The sequence below is a fragment of the Paenibacillus kribbensis genome, assembly GCF_001705305.1.
Classification (GTDB): Bacteria; Bacillota; Bacilli; order Paenibacillales; family Paenibacillaceae; genus Paenibacillus; species Paenibacillus kribbensis_B.
In genome coordinates, this window is record NZ_MCBP01000010.1 from 194,926 (window position 1) to 212,370 (window position 17,445).

Consider the following 17,445-nt stretch of genomic DNA (forward strand, 5'->3'; position numbering starts at 1 on the left):
ACCCTCGCTTTTCAAGTTATTTGAATAATTGGGGTGGTTTGAGTGGCTTGTCGTCGTCTATTCGTGTATTGATCCTCGCCAGCTTTTGCAGCCTTGATCCAGCGCCCAAGATACCGCGATACCAACCGTATACCTGATCAGATCAGCGGTCAGGAACCCCCTGCCGAGCACCAGTCCGCCCAGCGTCGTCGCCCGAATGTGGTTAATCCAGGGAGCCTGGTACATCTGACTGAACTCAATGGCGAAGCAAAACAGCAAGCTGCCCCACAGAGCTACAGACAACTGACGATCTACCCACAACATTCTCAGCCCAAAGTAAATCATGCACGCCCATAAGGCATCCCCAAAGTGACTGGCAACGAATTCAGGCAACCGGGAGGAGAACGCCCGGCTTCCCAAGCCCAACAAGATAGCGACCAGTACGACAACCAGATATACAGCGCGTTTTTTCCAGCGAGATTTCACCTGTATTGCCCGATTGGCCTTCCTACCGACGCTTTTACGAGCACTTCTCATGCTAAATCACCTGCCCTGACACTGGAAAATTTCTGTTTGGCTGCTGGAAATTCGTCAAGCTTCCCCTTGGGATAGCGCTTGCAAAAATGCTGAATCTTATGCTGATGTCATATTGTATGCACACCAGCTTGTCTATATTTTTCATCTTGTAGTAAATCATAATGAGCCTCCGCAATAGATGCTAAAATTCAATACCGCGCACCTTGGAAAAAACCATCTGGTGTGCCAAGTTTCCTTCTTCGTCATATTCGACGTTCCTTAAAATACCCTCCAAAGTAAAGCCTGCCCGTTCCGCTACCTTGGCGCTGCGTGTATTTTGGGAATCACAACGAATCTCCAGCCGGTTTGCCTCCAAATGCTGTATTGCAAAATCCGTAATACCATGAACTGCCTCTGTTATAATGCCTTTCCCGGTCCATGATGTTCTGAGCCAATACCCGATTTCAAATTTGCGAGTATCCCAATCGATACGATGCAAGCCGCTACTGGCTACAAATTCTCCCGAAGCTGTATCAAATACATATAGCATCAAGTCAGACCGCTCCAGAAATTTAAGTCTGGCTTCGCGTGACCTGATCTCCGATTCCTCCGGCGTAGGAAGATTTCTCGCAAAAGGAAGCCAAGGCCGCAGTTCGTTCGCGCTCTCGCGTATGGCCTCATTCACCCTCGCTCCATCTCCCCACTGTGGAGAGCGAATCGTCAATCGCTCCGTCTGGAATTGCTCTGGAAACGATAACAGGATAGGTTGGGTCTGATCGTCTGCTTCATGCCTATGATGCTGTATGCTCATGATGCTCCCTCCTCCATATTCGTTGAATAGCTTTGACGATCCAGCCAAGTGACGATTTCTCGCAGACTCCCAATCCGATCGTCTGGTACGATGCCCTTTTCCTCCCACGGCATAAAACCTTCCAGCCAGATCGTATGCAAGCCTGCACTTTGTGCACCCCGAATATCATTTGTCGGATGATCACCTACGTACCATGCGTGACTGGGATCATCAATTTTCAGTTCCTTCAGGGCCAGCTCGAATATTCGAGGATTAGGCTTCTCGATGTGCACACCGCCCGATACGATAATGGAATCCACATAATCCCTCAACATCACCCGGTCGATTTTCGCTTGCTGTGAGCGGAGTGAACCGTTGGTGATAATACCCAGCTTCAACCCACGTGACCTCAGCTCGGACAGCACTTCCTTGGCCCCGTCCATCAGTACCGTAAACTTATGAAATTCACCATACCAAAAGCCCAGCATCTCTTGTACTGTCGTATCGAGATTTTTTAATTCCAATTCTGCATGCAGCTCGGTATACAGCTCCCTCTTGTCCCGATACCCGTTCTGATCCGCCAGACGTAACCGTTCGATTACAGCTTCCCGCTTCTCTGGATCTTCTGCCACAATAAATCGTTCCACAAAGCGCTCCGCATATGCCGCAAATGCTTGTTTACGATGAATTAGCGTATTATCCAAATCAAAAATAATCGCTTCTACAGACATAAGCAACTCCTTTCTTACGGTCCTTTATACCGATGAGCCAGCAACAAATTGAACAACTCCGAGCGCAAAAAACAAGAAAATAATAGACAAGAAAATGATAATCATGTACTTGATGATTCTCCCGGAGGTCGACCCGCGTTCCAGCTTCGCCTCAATTTGAGTCAATCTTTGTTTGATTTCTTCCAAATCCTGTTCCACTTTCACTCCGTACTCCCCCTCTTTCGTTTGGGCTTATTCATTCTCCTGACCGTTAACTGCATAAATTGCTCCAAAAGCGCACGGTTTTTACGGTATCCAAATTAATCTGTTCATAAGACTTCTCCCCGAATTCATGCTGGAAGTAATCCTGCAAATCTTCCCCATACACGATAATATCCGTTTGATACACTGAAAATACCGGATTTCCTGCTTTACATGGCTGCTCGGGAATATATCTGTGTCCATTGATCGGGATTAGCTTGGGCACACGCAGGAATTCACGTTTACATATGTCTACAGCTTCTGCCGAATCTGCTGGTCTTTCCCCCCATTCAGGAGGCCAGAATACATGCTGCTCAATATCGAAAATCATGCCCTCCAGCGGCCAGTTCAACCTTTGCTGAATTACCTCCATTTGCTGTCCGACTGTACTCTCTTAACCATTCCTCAGCAGCTAATCGACCGAATTGGGGTTCCACATTTCATATCATCCACTCCGGTCTTTCCCAAAAATATGTACTTCTTTCTAGTGTAATCCAATAGGAAAAGAAATCCAAGACCTATCCGCAATGCATTGCTGAATAAGGCTTGGATGGTATGAAGAATCTTTTTATTAGAATCTATAACTTCTAGACATGCTGTCCGTCCACCAGAATCTCTACGACTACCAGCTGTCCCAGCCAATCTCGCATACGACTCCACGCAAAACACTGCTCCATGTGCAATACACCATAGGGAAGTTCTGAGCGGTACAGAGCCAGCGCTGCAAACACAGCTGCCTTGGCGGTTAAATTGGACTGCTGATGTCCCCTTAGCTGGCATTCGACCTTCGTCTGCTTGCCTTTGAGGGTTCCTCGTGCGTCTACCTTGACCGCTACAGCATTCCCTCCAAGATGCAGTTTGCTGAAGCTGCGGACCACTACATCCCGCACGGATTGCTGTCGGAGCAAACCCGATAACCCCGTGGTTCGTAATCCGGCCAGCAGCCGGGTAGTCAACCGCGAATCAAAGCAAAGGCGTGTGCTAACCGTGGGAATGCCGAGCGTACGGGGAAGTGTCTGCTGGTCCGAAAAAGGAAAACGATACGCCCGATGGCGACCCACTCCTGCACCGAAGTCAGTCACTTTGCCGTCGGTAAAGCTTTTTCGCATCACCGGATGACCCTCTTCCATAACCTCCAGGTCCGTATGAATCTGATCCACTGTCCATTCAATAGCAGCCTGACCGTGCTCATCCCCCAAGCCCAGCATCAGAGATATGTTCAGCTCTTCCGTCTGCTCCATAAGCTGTGTCGCTTGCAGCGCCAGCAGATTGGTCAGTCCCGGAGCTAATCCCACACTTAACAGGGCTGTGGCCTGATAAGCTCGTGCCTCCTGATGACACTGCTCCACCTGATGCAAAAAAGCTCCATTGGCGGTGATATCCATGTAATGTACGCCATGCTGAAGGCAGGCACGTACCAAGGACGTATTTTCCTGATCCAGACACATGATAACAACTTTGGCCTGCTCTAGTATTGACGGGGCAATTGGCTCATGAATATTTAGCTGCATAGGCTGTACTTTACCAGCTGTTTGCCGGCTAAATTCAGTAGCGCGCTCCAGACTGCGTCCTGCGGCAAACACCTTGCCAGGGAACCATTCACTTAACTCGGTACATATTATTTTTCCGACATGACCATATCCGCCAATGATGATGATATTATCCTTTGCCATGAGTTGCCTCTCCCCCTTTAACCGCAAACCACGCATTCACTAAAAAAGCGCCATAATACCGGGTGATGTGGGAAAAGCCTGCATCCGCCAGCATTTCCTGTATTACCGTATTGGACACCGGGTCTGACCCGCTGCCAATGGATGCGGCGAATCGCTCCCAGTCCTCCAGGGGAATACCCTGATTCAGCATATGACCTTTCCACGCCTGCATTTGAATGGAAAATGCAGGCTCTTGCGGATTCCCATTTATAGAAGCTAGACAAAAAGGCGCACCCGGCTTAAGACGAGCGGATATCTGTCGTAGCAAAGCCTGTTTGCTCTCCAAGCCCTGAAGAAAATGAAGCACCAGCAGGCAGGTAGCAGCGTCATATAACAGATTTTCGTAGGGCTGTTTGGACTGTTTTTCAGACTGCTCATTGCGCTGTATACACAGCAAATCTCCCAGCGTACCTGCAACAAACGATATTTTTGAGCCGATACCCGCTTGCGTCACACGTTTGCGTGCCAAATCCAGCATATGCTCAGAGGGATCAACTGCCGTAAAGGACCACATTTCATGCCGCCCTCCAAGCGTAATTAGCTCCTGCCCCCCTCCCGCTCCGACAATCAGTACCTTCGGCTCTGTGGTCTGCGTATAGTCTTGTGTCTTGAGCTGTGCGTTTATCAAATGATCTGTCATTTCATACAAATGGGCGTATCCCGGTATTTTTAAAGCAATCGTATCGGCGTACTTATGCACACTCGGATGATTCCAGCTCATGGGTTGGGATGAATCTGTATTTTCGGTATGGATATGCTGCATTGATGGCTCCCTCCAAACATTTGGCCTTGATCTTCCCCGACCATTCGTATAATGTAGATTTAATTAAGAATTATTCTCAATTATAAAGGCCACACGTATATCCACCATCCCATAAATGTGGGATTTCGATGGGAGCAGCTTATGAACGTACACTTTACACAACTCGCACAGCTTAAAGACGCTCGACAGCAGACATACAAGCATACGTTAATCGACCGCTTGCGTACTCAGGTTTCTTTCGATGCTGCGTGCTGCACCTCGGTAGATCCGCATACACTGCTTTCCACGGGGGCATTTACGGAATCGGGTGTGGGACACATCCATAACAAGCTGCTGGAATACGAATATTTGCACGACGATATGATGAAATACGATCAGTTGGTACGAGAAGGACGATCCATAGCGACGCTGCACGGGTCTACAAAAGGTCAACCGGATCGGAGCAAACGGTTTAGAGATGTTTTACAGCCCGCCGGATTCGGGGATGAGCTGCGTATTCCGTTCATGTACAAAGGAAGCTGTTGGGGATTCCTTACGTTGTTCCGCCACCATACAAAGCCTGCGTTCAGTAACGAGGAGCAACAACTGCTTGAAGCACTGGCACCGTCCATAGCCTACCATCTACGTCAGGCAAGTGTCGGTTTATCCCCAGTTCCAAGCACGACCGAGGAAAATGAAATGGAGCCAGGGGTTCTGGTGCTTTCCGACAAATTGGAGCTTATTTCGTCTAATATAACAGCAGAGCAGTGGCTAAAGCTGCTTCGTCAGCAGGAGGGAATTGATGAAAGCAGCCTTCCCGCTCCAGTACGGGCGGTATGCTTGCGAGCGCTATCCACAGCCCTCCAACCGGTCGGGCAAGCTTCTATCACGTCCACTCCACCGGCCAGATTATGTATTCCCTCCGCAGACGCTGGAATCCCATGGCTAACACTCAGGGCCACCCTCCTTCAAGGGGGACAGGGACATCTAGGCGAGAACCAGCTAGCCGTATGGTTCGAGCCTGCCAAAGCAAACGATATGCTACCGCTTATGGCGGAGGTGTATGCATGGTCCGAGCGAGAGAGACAGATTGTCCAGTTCATTGTTCAAGGCTTTTCGACCAAAGAGCTGGCAAGCGCACTTCATATTTCAGCCTACACGGTGCAGGATCATCTGAAAGCCATTTTCTTAAAAACGGATGTAAGCAGCCGTCGCGAGCTGGTATGGAAGGTATATTCCAGATTCAATTAAATGCCAAAAAGACAGATGACCGTCAAGGATCATCTGTCTTTGCATATTTGCTCTATCGAGATGCAGGGCCTATTGCTTCGAAGAGGATTTCGTATCATCGTATGACACTGGGGAAGGCTTGGCAATCCATTCATCAGCCTCTGGCTCGATATCCACGCCGTTGTCCAGCTTCGTTTTTTCCATCAAGGAATCTCCGTCCTCGTTCTTCTGGTTGCGGATTTTCGCTTCGTCTTGAGTGTGGTCGCTCATGTTGATTCCTCCTTTTTGTTTCATCTGATTGTTGTACCTTACTCATAATTACCCAATGCCGTCCTGTACAAACCTCTACACGACCAGATGACCTTTTTTCTCCGCCGGACCAATGGTCGCCTCAATGCCCGCATTAAACTCCAGAAAGTCACTTTCCACTCCATCACTGAAAATAACCCCATTTTCCGGCATCTGCGAAACAATCCGCAGCGGTTTTTGGGCTGCTACCTGACCAAACACCAGCTCCGCAGCGGTCGTCCGACTGGGAAACGGTTCTCTCACCGTAAAATAAAGCGATGGCGAGCTCCAGACTGCACGATGATCATGATTAATTCCTTCTGTTGCTGCTTCTTGACCAAAGACTTCATCCGACACCAACTGGTCTGGAGTCAAAGAAATCGGATGCCGCGTAGCGCTGCCGACAATCCCGGCCGCTCCGGCCAGCACACTGGTCAGCCAGCCCGTCGTCCCCAGCCCCGTGGAAATGATAATGCCGCTGGACGATTGCTGCTCTACCTGATCTTCCAGCCTCAGCTCGTATCTCGCGGAGACATGGGTTTTGCGCCCAATGAACAAATCGTTCACGGCATACAGCGACTGGCCATCATTCAGTTGGGCCTTAGCCAGCGTGACTTCCTTAATCGGCCGCTTGTGCACGAATACATCCGGCACCACCCGGCGCAGATCGGATACGGTAAACGGCAGTAATACCCCGTCCCAGCGCAATGGGTCCGGATTCACGCCAATAAGCGGCTGCTCGTTCAAATATTTTAACGTGTTGGCTACCAATCCATCCTGACCCAGCACCACCACCGTGTCCTGTTCACCAAAAATAAAGTTCGGCACATGCTCCCGCTCCATAATCTGAACACGGCCCAAGGCCGTTAATTCCGACGTTGCCGTCGTCACCGCCCTGCGGTAATTCTCATCCTCCAGCACATAATCGCTGAAATCCGCACCCAGCCGTTCCATAAAGAAGCGCGCCTGCTGGATCGTATTATATCGGACAATCAGCTCCTCCAGCCGCGTTTTACGCTTCACCAGAATAATTTTGCGCTCTGTGATTCGGCTGTTCATCGTGTTCTTCCTCCAGCTCCTCTCGAGCCTGCTGATCCGCTTGTTCCGGCATCAGACATCAGACCTTGCAACAGATCCGGCGTAATGTTCAACTGACCGATTTTTCCTGCATTTTCTGCAAGCTCCTGGAATGCAATCGCAATCAGCTTATCCGGACTCATATCCATATTGGCCATAGCCTGAAGCACATTCGGCTCCACATCCTGTAGCGATTTCATCACTGCTGTCAGCTCGTAGGCCTTGGCATCGGCTTCAGCCTTTTTATTCGTCACCGTCAGCTCAATCAGCTCGCGTTTTTTCTCCTCCAAGGCCGTGTCAAAGCGCAGCTGCTCCTCCTTCATCTCGCTTTGCTTTTGCTTCACAGAACGCTCGGCATCAAGCTGAGTTTCACGGATTTGTCTCTTTTTTGTCTCCACCGCAATTTCCGTGTTCAGCTCGTTCTCCTTCACACGCCGCTCCTGCTCAATGGAAGCATTACGACGCTCATATAGCGCATGATCCGCATTGCGAAGAATTTCCTCCCTCGCCTGCGCCTCCAGCGCTCTCATTGTCTCCTTATTCGGTAAAATCGCCAAGATCGACAACCCCATGACCTCAATCCCCAGCTTTTCCATTTCGGTATGCTGAGCCATATCCTTCGTCATATTTTGCGCCAAACGCTCACTGGACTGAACAGCCTCCTTGAGCGGGACACGCTCCAAATACTTTTTGGTGAGCACCTTCGCAATGTTAATCACACGTTGTGCCAGCTTGGCCGGATCATCCGAAATATAGCGTTTTTCCTTCAAGTCATACGTATAGTTCAAAATCTGCGTCGTTCTCCGATAATCCACAATCCGATAAGTCAGCTGTCCCTGTACCGTCACCGCCTGAAAATCATTCGTCATGTCCTCAAACATGAACGGTACATCAATGGATGAGACGGGTACGACGACGACCGAGGTCGTTGGGGCATAAAAATAAAAGGATAACCCGACACCCTCACGGACCACCTTGCCGTTCTTCACCTTCATCACATACTCACTGGGCTGAAATTTAACAAAATTAAATCCAAACATAGTCGCTTTCCCGCTTTCCTTATAGTTTATGATATTTTGTTATTATCACTTTGTTATTAACAATAAAGTAGCACACTTTTTCAATAATATCAATATGACATTATATAAAAAAAGGCCGCTTCCTCTCCGATATGCTCGGTTAGAGGAAACAGCCTGATTCGTATCACTGCCTGTCCTATGAATCCTTAAAAATTTCGTAATATTATCAAAAGGTTCTACATTTAGCATCATTTCACGGGTCATATAATGAACAACAGTTGTGTAGTTGTATAAAGATATAATGCTCCCGGATTAGCGACGAACTGCATCAGCCTTGGGACGCAAGGAATCCGGTCTCATATCTGTCCAATGAGTGCTTATATAATCCATACATGCCTCACGGCTGTCTGTCTGGTGAACGACCTCCCATCCGGCCGGTACATGCTGAAAATCAGGCCAGAGTGAATATTGTCCTTCTCCATTCATAAGCACTAAATAACCACCTTCATTCTGCTCAAAAGGGTTAACCATGGTTTGTTGTCCTCCTTTCGCTTGTGGTGTCATTTGACTTAGAAAGCCTGTAGTTTGGCTGCAAGCAGTTGTCCAATATGAGCCAAAGGTCCCGGCTGGCACAGATCCTTATGGCGGCAATCCAGTTCATGCTGCTCTAGCCGTCCATCAATATAGGGAAGCCAGGTTTCCGAAGCAATCGGCTCAAACCAATCCGGGATTATTGTAGATCGGAAAAATAAAATATCGCCTTTATACCGTCTCGGAACATACTCCCCCAAGATACGCACAGAATTTACATAAGTATCCTTGAGGTTTAAAATCGTCTCCTCGCTGAGGCTGGCCAATGCGCTGCCATCGCTTCGCAAGATATGCAGGGCATTGGAAAGCCGCAAAGGCTCATCATTCAGACTATCCGGGTCATAACCACCCAGAGCCAGCAGAGCGATTAACGCTTCCTCCTCATCCGGTCCTCCCCGCAGCGGCAAATGATTGCTTGGGTAGGAATCCAGCATAGTCAGAATCGCAATAGTCTCTCCTTCGTATTGAAGCTGTGTCGCTATTGCATGCGCTACATTCCCTCCCAGAGACCATCCCAACAGATGATACGGTCCTTCAGGCTGAACAGTGCGAATATGACGAATATAATCTGCTGCCATATCATCCAGTGTCTGCGGCAATTCCTCCTGTCGGGCGATCCCGCGAGCCTGTAAGCCATAAATGGGAAAATCCTTGCCCATGGATTGGATCAAGCCCGCATAACACCAGCTTAATCCGCCTGCCGGGTGTACACAGAACAGCGGAGCTTGCACGCCGCTTGCACGCAAAGGAAGCAAAACGTCCAAAGCCCCTTGACTGGCACCTACGTTCAACTGCTCGGCTAGGCCAGCCACTGTTGGCGTTCCAAAAAGGTTGCCAATGCCCAACTCGATACCCAAGGCCTCGCGGATTCTACTAATCAGCTTCACAGCCAGCAATGAATGACCGCCCAGATCAAAAAAGCCATCATCTATACTGATTCGCTCCATGCCAAGCGTCTCGGCAAACAAATCACACAGGATTTCCTCCTGTGGCGATCGCGGTCCTCTTCCTCCCCCCGCAGCTATCTGTATGGGAGCAGGTAATGCTTTACGATCCAGCTTGCCGTTAGGTGTAAGCGGGAGATCGGATACCGTGACAAAAGCTGACGGTATCATATAATCAGGCAAGCTGGCTCCTGCATGCAGTCGGAGTCTGGATGCTTCCGGTTCACCGCCGGGTACAGGAACAATATAGGCGACAAGTCGTTTGTCCCCCGGCTGATCTTCGCGGACAATGACCGCTGCCTGAGCCACATCATCATGCCGAACCAGCACCGCTTCAATTTCCCCTGGCTCAATGCGAAAACCACGTATTTTGACCTGCTGGTCAGCGCGTCCCGCATACTCCAGCGAGCCGTCAGACCGCCAGCGGGCCAAGTCACCTGTCCGATACATCCGGCTCCCCGGTATACCATACGGATCGGCTACAAAACGCTCTGCCGTCAAAGCGGGTCTTCCCAAATAACCTTGTGCCAATCCAGCACCGGCGACATATAAATCACCCGTTACACCCGGCGGTACAGGCTGAAATCGATGATCCAGCACATACACTCGCAGGTCGGGGATGGGACGCCCAATCAGACTGTTCGCTTTTACAGCTACCATATCACGGTCCAACGCGATGTAGCTGACATGTACAGTCGTCTCCGTAATCCCATACATATTCACCAAGGTAGGAGCATCGTCTGCATGACGCTCATACCATGCAGTCAGCCGGCCCATCTCCAGGGCCTCGCCACCAAATACCACATAGCGCAACGCCAGCTTTTGCGAAAGGACAGGCTGTTCAAGATCAGCCTGCATCAGTTGATAAAAAGCCGAAGGTGTCTGATTGAGCACCGTTACGTCCTCGTCCACCAGCAATTGCAGGAACTGCTCTGGAGAACGACTAACAGTGTACGGCACAATGACAAGACGGCCTCCATGAAGCAACGGTCCCCAAATTTCCCATACTGAAAAATCAAACGCATAGGAGTGGAACAGAGTCCATACATCCGACGGACCAAAATGAAACCAGGGCTGCGTCGAATCGAACAAACGCGCGACATTTTGATGGGGAATCACTACACCCTTTGGCTTACCGGTCGAACCGGATGTATAAATAATATAGGCAGGATGAAGCGGCAACAAAGGCTTCAGACGGTCTGCATCCACCGGGTTCCGGTCGGGATATGACTTCAGCTCCTTATTGATCTGAGCATCCTCCAGTACAATCGGGAACACCGTGCTTGTGGCCGGAGTTGAGGATATTGTCACGTGAATGCTGGTAATCATCAGAGCAGGTGCAGCATCCTCCAGCATATAAGCGAGACGATCTGCCGGATAATCAGGATCTAGCGGCAAGTAGGCGGCTCCCGACTTAAGCACAGCCAGCAACGCAATAACCATATCCAGTGACCGGGGAAGCGCCAGTGCCACAATGCGATCTGGACCTGCACCACGCGCGATCAGCAGATGCGCCAGTCGATTGGCACGCGCGTTCAATTCCTCATAACTTAGCTGGTTACCTTCGTATGAAACTGCAACAGCTCCCGGGGTACGGACAGCCTGTTGTTCAAATAAAACAGGCAAGCTCGAGGTAGACGCTTGGTTAAGACAAGTGCTCGCGTTCGTGTCACTGTTCCACTTCACGAGAATTTCGTGTCGTTCCTCTGGTCCCAAAATATCGAGTGCCCCTATCGGTTGTTCTGTATTAGCCACCGCAGCCACCAATAGCCGCTCCAGCCGTACCTTCATAGCCTCTATCGTTTCCCTTTTAAATAAATCGGTATTGTATTCGATCCAGCCCTCGATTCCATCAGGCCGCCCGTTTGCGGTCCGACACTCGCGCAGTTCCACAGTCAGATCAAATTTCGCTGCACCCACGCTGTCCAATTGCAGCTGAGTTTCCACACCCGGTAATGGCAATTCAAGATCAGGGGTGTTTTGTAGAGCAAGCATAACCTGAAACAATGGATGTCTCGATCTGGAGCGTGCAGGGTTCAGCATCTCTACGAGGCGCTCGAAGGGTACATCTTGATGTTCATATGCATCCAGACAAGTACGACGGACCCGTTCCAACAGCTCACGGAAAGTAGGATCGTCCGATGTGTCGATACGAAGTACCAGCGTGTTGATAAACAAGCCAACGAGTTGATCCAGTCCCTCTGCGTTGCGTCCCGCTATCGGACTGCCCACCGGGATATCCGTCCCTGCTCCCAATCGGGTTAGCAATGCAGCCAACCCGGCCTGCATCACCATAAACAGGCTGGCCCGACTTTCACGACTCAAACGCAGTAACTGCTCATGCAATTCGGGAGCGATGCAAAATGCAACGGTATCCCCCCGGTAGCTTGCCTCGGAAGGGCGTGGATAGTCTGTAGGCAGGTCTATTTGATCCGGCAGGCCTTTCAATGCGTTGTGCCAATAAGCAAGCTGCTTGTTCATCAGACTGCCGGTTTCGTTCTCCTTGCCAAGCAGCTCCTGCTGCCATAGTGCATAATCCGCATATTGTACAGGCAGCTTCGGCAACACCGGCATTATACTTTCAGGCTGCCCGGGTTGTTCCGCATGTGCATAACGCTCGATGTGCGCAGCATAGGCTGTAGCCAAATCACTTGTGAGTGCATTTAGCGACCAGCCATCTCCGGCAATATGGTGCAGCAGCACGAGCAGCACATGCCGGTCAGCAGACAGCGTGAACAGCTCCGTTCGCAAAGCCGACTCCACTGCGAGATCAAAGCAGTAACGGGACCCTTCTGCAAGTAAGTGTGGCAGATCTGCCTCACAGATTTTCGTCACACGCAGTAGAGGCCAAGCTTGCTGTGTTTCCAGAATGACCTGCTGCGATACACCTTGCACATCTGGAAAAATCGTACGCAGCGTCTCATGGCGGGCCACGACGTCTCCCAAGGCCGCTTGAAGTGCCTCCACATTTACATCCCCTGACATACGGATAACGAGTGGGATATTATATGTAGGACTTGGTCCCTCCATCCGATGCAGGAACCATAATCGACTCTGGGCGAAGGAGAGGGGAATACGTTGTGGACGTACGGCTGGAAGCAATGAGGGCCTTAAGCTCTGCCCATGATCCAGTCGTTCCGCAAAACCGGCAACCGTAGGAGTTTCAAACAGGCCGCCCATATTCAGCTCTACCCCGAATATCTCCCGGATTCGGGCCATCAAGCGTGCGGCAAGCAGCGAGTGACCGCCCAGATCAAAGAAACTGTCATCAATACCAACTTTCGGTAGTGCCAGCACTTCTGCGAACAGGTCACATAATATGGCTTCCTGCGGTGTTCTGGGAGTACGAGCGTGGAAATCCTTATCCATAACAGGGGCAGGCAATGCCTTACGGTCCAGCTTCCCGTTAGGCATGAGCGGCAAGGCCTCCAGCATCACAAACGCTGAGGGTATCATATAATCAGGCAGACTCGCAGCAGCATATTCACGTAACGCCAGTGAATGCAAACGATGAGACGATGAGCCCATGCCCTCTCTTATCCTTTGATACCCAGCAGGTTCGGCAGGCGCTTTTTGATCAGATTGCTCGCTTTGTACCGATGGCTTACCCGGCTTCTGCTGAATAGTCTCTGTCTCGGCTCCGGTTAGCACCGACGTTGCTATAGCAGCGATCGGTACGATATAGGCAACCAGCCGCTGATCGCCCTCCCGGTCCTTGCGGACAATCACAGAAACTTGGGCTACATCGGAATGCCGCGCCAAAACGGCTTCAATTTCACCCAGTTCTACGCGGAAGCCGCGAATTTTAATCTGGTGGTCTGCACGCCCCCCGTATTCAAGAGATCCATCCAATCTCCAGCGGGCCAAATCTCCAGTTCGATACATCCGGCTCCCCGGTGGACCAAACGGATTGGCTACAAAGCGCTCCGCTGTCAAATCCGGGCGGCCGTAATATCCCCGAGCCAGCCCATCCCCGGCAATGTACAGGTCCCCTGTTACCCCTGCCGGAACTGCCTGAAGACTACCGTCAAGCACATACACCTGCGTATTGCGGATAGGTCTGCCGATAGCTGGTGTTCCCGTGTCCTCTTTTTCGATGGAAGCTGCGGTAGACCAAATCGTCGTTTCGGTGGGACCATACAGATTCGTAATGCGGCAATCCAGACGCTGGAGCGTATGCAGCAATTCCTCTGGCAGAGCCTCGCCTCCAACCAGCACCCGCAAGCCCCGAATAGCCTCTGCATGTTCCGTTGCCAGCACATGCCACAGTGTAGGAGTCGCCTGCATCAGGGTAGGCTGTGAACGGTTAATCAGCTCGGCCAAAGCAGAAGGCTCCTGAACGGTTTCTTTCCGGGCAATAATCAGTTGCGCACCATTCAGCAAGGGCAAATAGATTTCCAGCCCGGAGATATCAAAGGATATCGTCGTAACTGCCAGCAGTCGATCCTGCTCACACAACGTGAATTGATCCTGCATGGCGAGCAAAAAATTCGTCAGGCTCTTGAAAGTAATAACAACTCCCTTCGGCTTGCCCGTCGAGCCAGACGTATAAATAATATACGCAGGATGGTCCGTGGATAGAGGCTGAACACGTTCGCGATCCGTAGGATTCGTATCCGGATAGGCTGCGCAACATTCATTGCTGTGTCCGTTCAAAACGGCTGCCAAATCCTCTTGGCCGCTTCCTCCATCCAAAAGCATACGTGGCACAGAAATGTCTGCCGGAATGCGATCCGCTACTTGGGCATTGGTTAAAATGCAGACTGGAGACGCATGCTCCAGCACATAAGCAACACGATCCTGCGGATAATCAGGGTCCAGCGGAACATAAGCCGCGCCCGTTTTAAGCACAGCCAGCATCCCTATAACCATGTTAACGGAGCGTGGGAGCATCAGGGCAACGACCTGCTCAGGTCCTGTCCCATGAGCAATCAGCCAATGGGCCAATCGGTTTGCCCGCTTGTTGAGCTCCTTATAGCTAAGTACCATGTCGTTGCCACATTCCACAGCTGCAGCATCAGGTCTAAGTTCCGCCTGTTGCTGCAGCATTTCCTGTAAGGAAGCGACTGGCATCGGACTGGAAGAACGATTCCAGCCCTCCAGGATAAGCTGACGCTCCGCAGACAGCAGGAGGTCGATTTGTCCAATCGGCTGCTCTGGTTCCGAAGCTGCGAGCTTTGTAAGCAACTGCAAGAAACGCTGTTGATGCTCTTCTATCTCCCGTGTGCTATACATAGCAGGATTAGCATCCCAATCTATGCGCAATCCAGAACCGTCCGACCTGTCATAGACATTCAAGGACAGATCATCAACAGGGCCTGCCGACAGGTTATGTGTAGTTCCGCGAGAACCGTTAAAATTCAGCTCATAGTCAAATGGCATAATATTGACCAATGGACCAAACAATCTCCTGTTTTCACTAAGCAAGCGCAGATCACGCCGCAGCTCCTCATGCCTGTATTTTGCATGACGCCGTATCTCATTCAGCTCCTGAACCAATTGGCGGAGCAATGTGGATACCTTCATTCCTGGCTGAATCGACAAACACAGCGGCAGCAAATTCATTACCATACCCGGCACACGGAGCGAGGCTGAGCCTAATCGGTTCATCATCGGCAAGCCAAGTATAACCTCCTGTGCACCTGTGAGCCGGTGAATATAAATAGCCATTGCCGCCAAGATTAAATTCGGCCAGCTTACATTGAGACGTTCCGCAGCCATCCGAAGACGTTCACGCTCCGCAGAGGTGACATATGCGGTATCGCGTACGAAACCTCCAGTCATCACTTCTTTCGAAGTTACATGCCCGGAGTTTCTCGTCGCATGATCTCCCAAACTGACCACCTCGAACCCATCGGCAAAGCGTTTGATCCAGAATTCACGCTCCTGTCCAAACTTCTCCGAGGTACGATAGGCCGAATCTTCCTCCAATAGTTGACTAAACCGCGGAAAGCGGCCCTCTTCGTCAAAGCGGCCTTCCGCTAAAGATGTGTACAGTTGAGCCACCCGCTGTGCTATGAGCGAAAAGCCAAAGCCATCCAATGCAATATGATGAACACGCTGATACCAGAAAAATTGATGATGACCTGCCCGGAACAATGCCTGTGTAAACAGCGGCCCTTGGGTAAGATCAATCGGCTTGAGCAAATCATCCCTCATCCAGACTTCAGCAGCTTTACGAGGATCAGGAGCTGCACTTACATCTATTTGGTGCAGCGTCCATTCTTCCGAAGGCTGAATCACCTGCCAGGGTCCATCCTCATCCTCTCCGAACCGCAAATGCAGTGATTCAGCCTCGGCCACCGTGCAACGAAGTGCTTCCTTAAAGCAAATGGGATCGACTGGCCCGTGAATTTCAACGTATTCACCGGTATTATAGGCCGGATTTTGCACATCCATCTGTTGGGCAAACCAAATACCCGCTTGCGCTCCCGACAAAGGAAGACGAATATCCTGATGCTTGAGCATACACAAACCCTCCTTTAAAGGGAAAAATAGTCGTAATTAGGCAATACCTGCCTGGTTTGCGAAGACAATAGCTTCCACCAATCAGCAATTGTCGGACGTTCAGCCAACTCCACGAACGTCACCTTTGCTCCGTAGCGGCGCCATTTTTCCACAAGACTCATCATACGAATCGAATCCAGTCCCCTATCCATCAGATTATCGTGGGCAGCCAATCCTTCCGGCGATTCATGCAGCAATCCTGCGACCTGCTCACGTACCAATTGTTCAGTTAACTGCGGAGCCGCAGTCACTTCCTTTTCAGCCATTGCTGATTTTGAAGCCTTTGCCTCGCTTTCTCTTTCACCAGGCTTCTGGTCAGCTATGCCTGTCTGAGCTGTAGCCATATTTCCACTTTGCACCTGAGCACCTTCCGTTGCTGACCGCTTCGTAGTCTCCAACTCGTCAATCAAGGGGGCAGTCAGCATCGTAACTGCGCAACGCTCGGCAGCGTAAGTCAGGGCCATTTTGTGGTATTCCAGTGAGAAGTCCCCCAAGGCATCAGCTACAAAAAAAGGCTGTATATCCTTCATAAATGCCTCGGTCGCGGTCATTAGACAGCCAATATGTGCGTAAATACCGGTAATCATGATCTGATCGCGATGATATTCCCGCAATATATCGTCCAAATTGGTTTTTTGAAATGCGCTATACCTCCATTTTGTCAAAACAATATCCTGATCCGAAGGGGCAAGCTCGTTCACAATCTCCTTTTGAACAGGTCCATCATCCATCCCCTTGCCCCAAAAGTCCTGCTGTAGCCCCCTTTTCTCCGGGGCCTGACCTCCCGGCTGCGCCGAATAGATTACAGGTATCCCAAGCTGCTGGCAGCGGTTTTTCAACAGCTGGATGTTAGCGATCAACTCCTTGACCGGAGATTGTCCGGCCTCAAAAGCGGTAACAAAATATTGCTGCATATCATGAATCAACAGCACTGCACGTCTGGGATCAGGCCGCCATGCCACTTTATTTTGGGGTAAATCCGAAGCATCGGGCATCGGATAAGCTGAAATTGGAGGAATAGCCATCATATCGCTTCCTTTCATTTTTCGATTCATTCCATGTACCTGACTTGCTTTATG

Annotated in this window: 13 protein-coding genes and 1 pseudogene; 1 reads left to right on the forward strand and 13 read right to left on the reverse strand. The window is 50.5% G+C overall.

The features are described 5' to 3' along the window. Positions 1-16: 16 nt before the first annotated feature. The 7 genes and pseudogenes from BAZ21_RS18470 to BAZ21_RS18500 form a co-directional block, all read right to left on the reverse strand. Positions 17-516, reverse strand: a pseudogene (locus BAZ21_RS18470) (ribosomal maturation YjgA family protein). 181 nt (positions 517-697) lie between these two features. Continuing rightward, positions 698-1,306: a GNAT family N-acetyltransferase gene (locus BAZ21_RS18475; protein WP_068503857.1), complete on the reverse strand. Its 609-nt coding sequence runs from the start codon at positions 1,304-1,306 to the stop codon at positions 698-700. Continuing rightward, positions 1,303-2,016, reverse strand: coding sequence for an HAD family hydrolase (locus tag BAZ21_RS18480; protein ID WP_068503859.1), 714 nt, complete (start codon positions 2,014-2,016; stop codon positions 1,303-1,305). The genes BAZ21_RS18475 and BAZ21_RS18480 overlap by 4 nt, the downstream gene beginning before the upstream one ends. A gap of 24 nt (positions 2,017-2,040) precedes the next feature. Next, positions 2,041-2,220 (reverse strand): hypothetical protein, encoded by a 180-nt coding sequence (locus tag BAZ21_RS18485; protein WP_068503861.1) that lies wholly within the window; start codon positions 2,218-2,220, stop codon positions 2,041-2,043. Between the two features lie 46 nt (positions 2,221-2,266). Beyond that, on the reverse strand, positions 2,267-2,629 hold the full coding sequence (locus BAZ21_RS18490) for a hypothetical protein (protein ID WP_256021788.1): 363 nt from the start codon (positions 2,627-2,629) through the stop codon (positions 2,267-2,269). Positions 2,630-2,843: 214 nt separating this feature from the next. Further along, entirely contained in the window at positions 2,844-3,929 is a 1,086-nt protein-coding gene (locus BAZ21_RS18495) for a saccharopine dehydrogenase family protein (protein WP_068503863.1), read from the reverse strand. Further along, positions 3,916-4,731 (reverse strand): class I SAM-dependent methyltransferase, encoded by an 816-nt coding sequence (locus BAZ21_RS18500; protein WP_068503865.1) that lies wholly within the window; start codon positions 4,729-4,731, stop codon positions 3,916-3,918. Before BAZ21_RS18500 ends, BAZ21_RS18495 begins: the two co-directional genes overlap by 14 nt. Before the next feature lie 141 nt (positions 4,732-4,872). Between BAZ21_RS18500 and BAZ21_RS18505 the strand changes: the two genes are divergently transcribed. Further along, positions 4,873-5,961, forward strand: coding sequence for a LuxR C-terminal-related transcriptional regulator (locus BAZ21_RS18505; RefSeq protein ID WP_068503867.1), 1,089 nt, complete (start codon positions 4,873-4,875; stop codon positions 5,959-5,961). A 69-nt stretch (positions 5,962-6,030) separates the two neighbouring features. Here BAZ21_RS18505 and BAZ21_RS18510 read toward each other — a convergent pair whose 3' ends face one another. The 6 genes from BAZ21_RS18510 to BAZ21_RS18535 all read right to left on the reverse strand — a co-directional run bounded on the left by BAZ21_RS18510 (position 6,031) and on the right by BAZ21_RS18535 (position 17,391). Then, on the reverse strand, positions 6,031-6,210 hold the full coding sequence (locus BAZ21_RS18510; protein ID WP_007429480.1) for a hypothetical protein: 180 nt from the start codon (positions 6,208-6,210) through the stop codon (positions 6,031-6,033). A gap of 75 nt (positions 6,211-6,285) precedes the next feature. Continuing rightward, positions 6,286-7,287: a sugar kinase gene (locus BAZ21_RS18515; protein WP_068503869.1), complete on the reverse strand. Its 1,002-nt coding sequence runs from the start codon at positions 7,285-7,287 to the stop codon at positions 6,286-6,288. After that, complete coding sequence (locus tag BAZ21_RS18520; RefSeq protein ID WP_068503871.1) at positions 7,284-8,345, reverse strand: SPFH domain-containing protein; 1,062 nt, start codon at positions 8,343-8,345, stop codon at positions 7,284-7,286. The genes BAZ21_RS18515 and BAZ21_RS18520 overlap by 4 nt, the downstream gene beginning before the upstream one ends. Before the next feature lie 291 nt (positions 8,346-8,636). Next, the gene (locus tag BAZ21_RS18525) at positions 8,637-8,855 is read right to left on the reverse strand and encodes an MbtH family protein (RefSeq protein ID WP_007429477.1); all 219 of its coding nucleotides are present in this window, start codon (positions 8,853-8,855) and stop codon (positions 8,637-8,639) included. Positions 8,856-8,893: 38 nt separating this feature from the next. Next, positions 8,894-16,327 carry an amino acid adenylation domain-containing protein gene (locus BAZ21_RS18530; protein ID WP_068503873.1) on the reverse strand — a complete coding sequence of 2,478 codons (7,434 nt, stop codon included), beginning with the start codon at positions 16,325-16,327 and terminating at the stop codon, positions 8,894-8,896. A 14-nt stretch (positions 16,328-16,341) separates the two neighbouring features. After that, the gene (locus BAZ21_RS18535; RefSeq protein ID WP_068503875.1) at positions 16,342-17,391 is read right to left on the reverse strand and encodes an isochorismatase family protein; all 1,050 of its coding nucleotides are present in this window, start codon (positions 17,389-17,391) and stop codon (positions 16,342-16,344) included. Between the last annotated feature and the right edge of the window lie 54 nt (positions 17,392-17,445).

Excerpts from the sequence above, each read along its gene's own strand:
- BAZ21_RS18475 (WP_068503857.1), bottom strand. The coding sequence starts at position 1,306 with ATGAGCATACAGCATCATAGGCATGAAGCAGACGATCAGACCCAACCT.
- BAZ21_RS18480 (WP_068503859.1), bottom strand. The coding sequence starts at position 2,016 with ATGTCTGTAGAAGCGATTATTTTTGATTTGGATAATACGCTAATTCAT.
- BAZ21_RS18490 (WP_256021788.1), bottom strand. The coding sequence starts at position 2,629 with ATGGAGGTAATTCAGCAAAGGTTGAACTGGCCGCTGGAGGGCATGATT.
- BAZ21_RS18495 (WP_068503863.1), bottom strand. The coding sequence starts at position 3,929 with ATGGCAAAGGATAATATCATCATCATTGGCGGATATGGTCATGTCGGA.
- BAZ21_RS18500 (WP_068503865.1), bottom strand. The coding sequence starts at position 4,731 with ATGCAGCATATCCATACCGAAAATACAGATTCATCCCAACCCATGAGC.
- BAZ21_RS18505 (WP_068503867.1), top strand. The coding sequence starts at position 4,873 with ATGAACGTACACTTTACACAACTCGCACAGCTTAAAGACGCTCGACAG.
- BAZ21_RS18510 (WP_007429480.1), bottom strand. The coding sequence starts at position 6,210 with ATGAGCGACCACACTCAAGACGAAGCGAAAATCCGCAACCAGAAGAAC.
- BAZ21_RS18515 (WP_068503869.1), bottom strand. The coding sequence starts at position 7,287 with ATGAACAGCCGAATCACAGAGCGCAAAATTATTCTGGTGAAGCGTAAA.
- BAZ21_RS18520 (WP_068503871.1), bottom strand. The coding sequence starts at position 8,345 with ATGTTTGGATTTAATTTTGTTAAATTTCAGCCCAGTGAGTATGTGATG.
- BAZ21_RS18525 (WP_007429477.1), bottom strand. The coding sequence starts at position 8,855 with ATGGTTAACCCTTTTGAGCAGAATGAAGGTGGTTATTTAGTGCTTATG.
- BAZ21_RS18530 (WP_068503873.1), bottom strand. The coding sequence starts at position 16,327 with ATGCTCAAGCATCAGGATATTCGTCTTCCTTTGTCGGGAGCGCAAGCG.
- BAZ21_RS18535 (WP_068503875.1), bottom strand. The coding sequence starts at position 17,391 with ATGGCTATTCCTCCAATTTCAGCTTATCCGATGCCCGATGCTTCGGAT.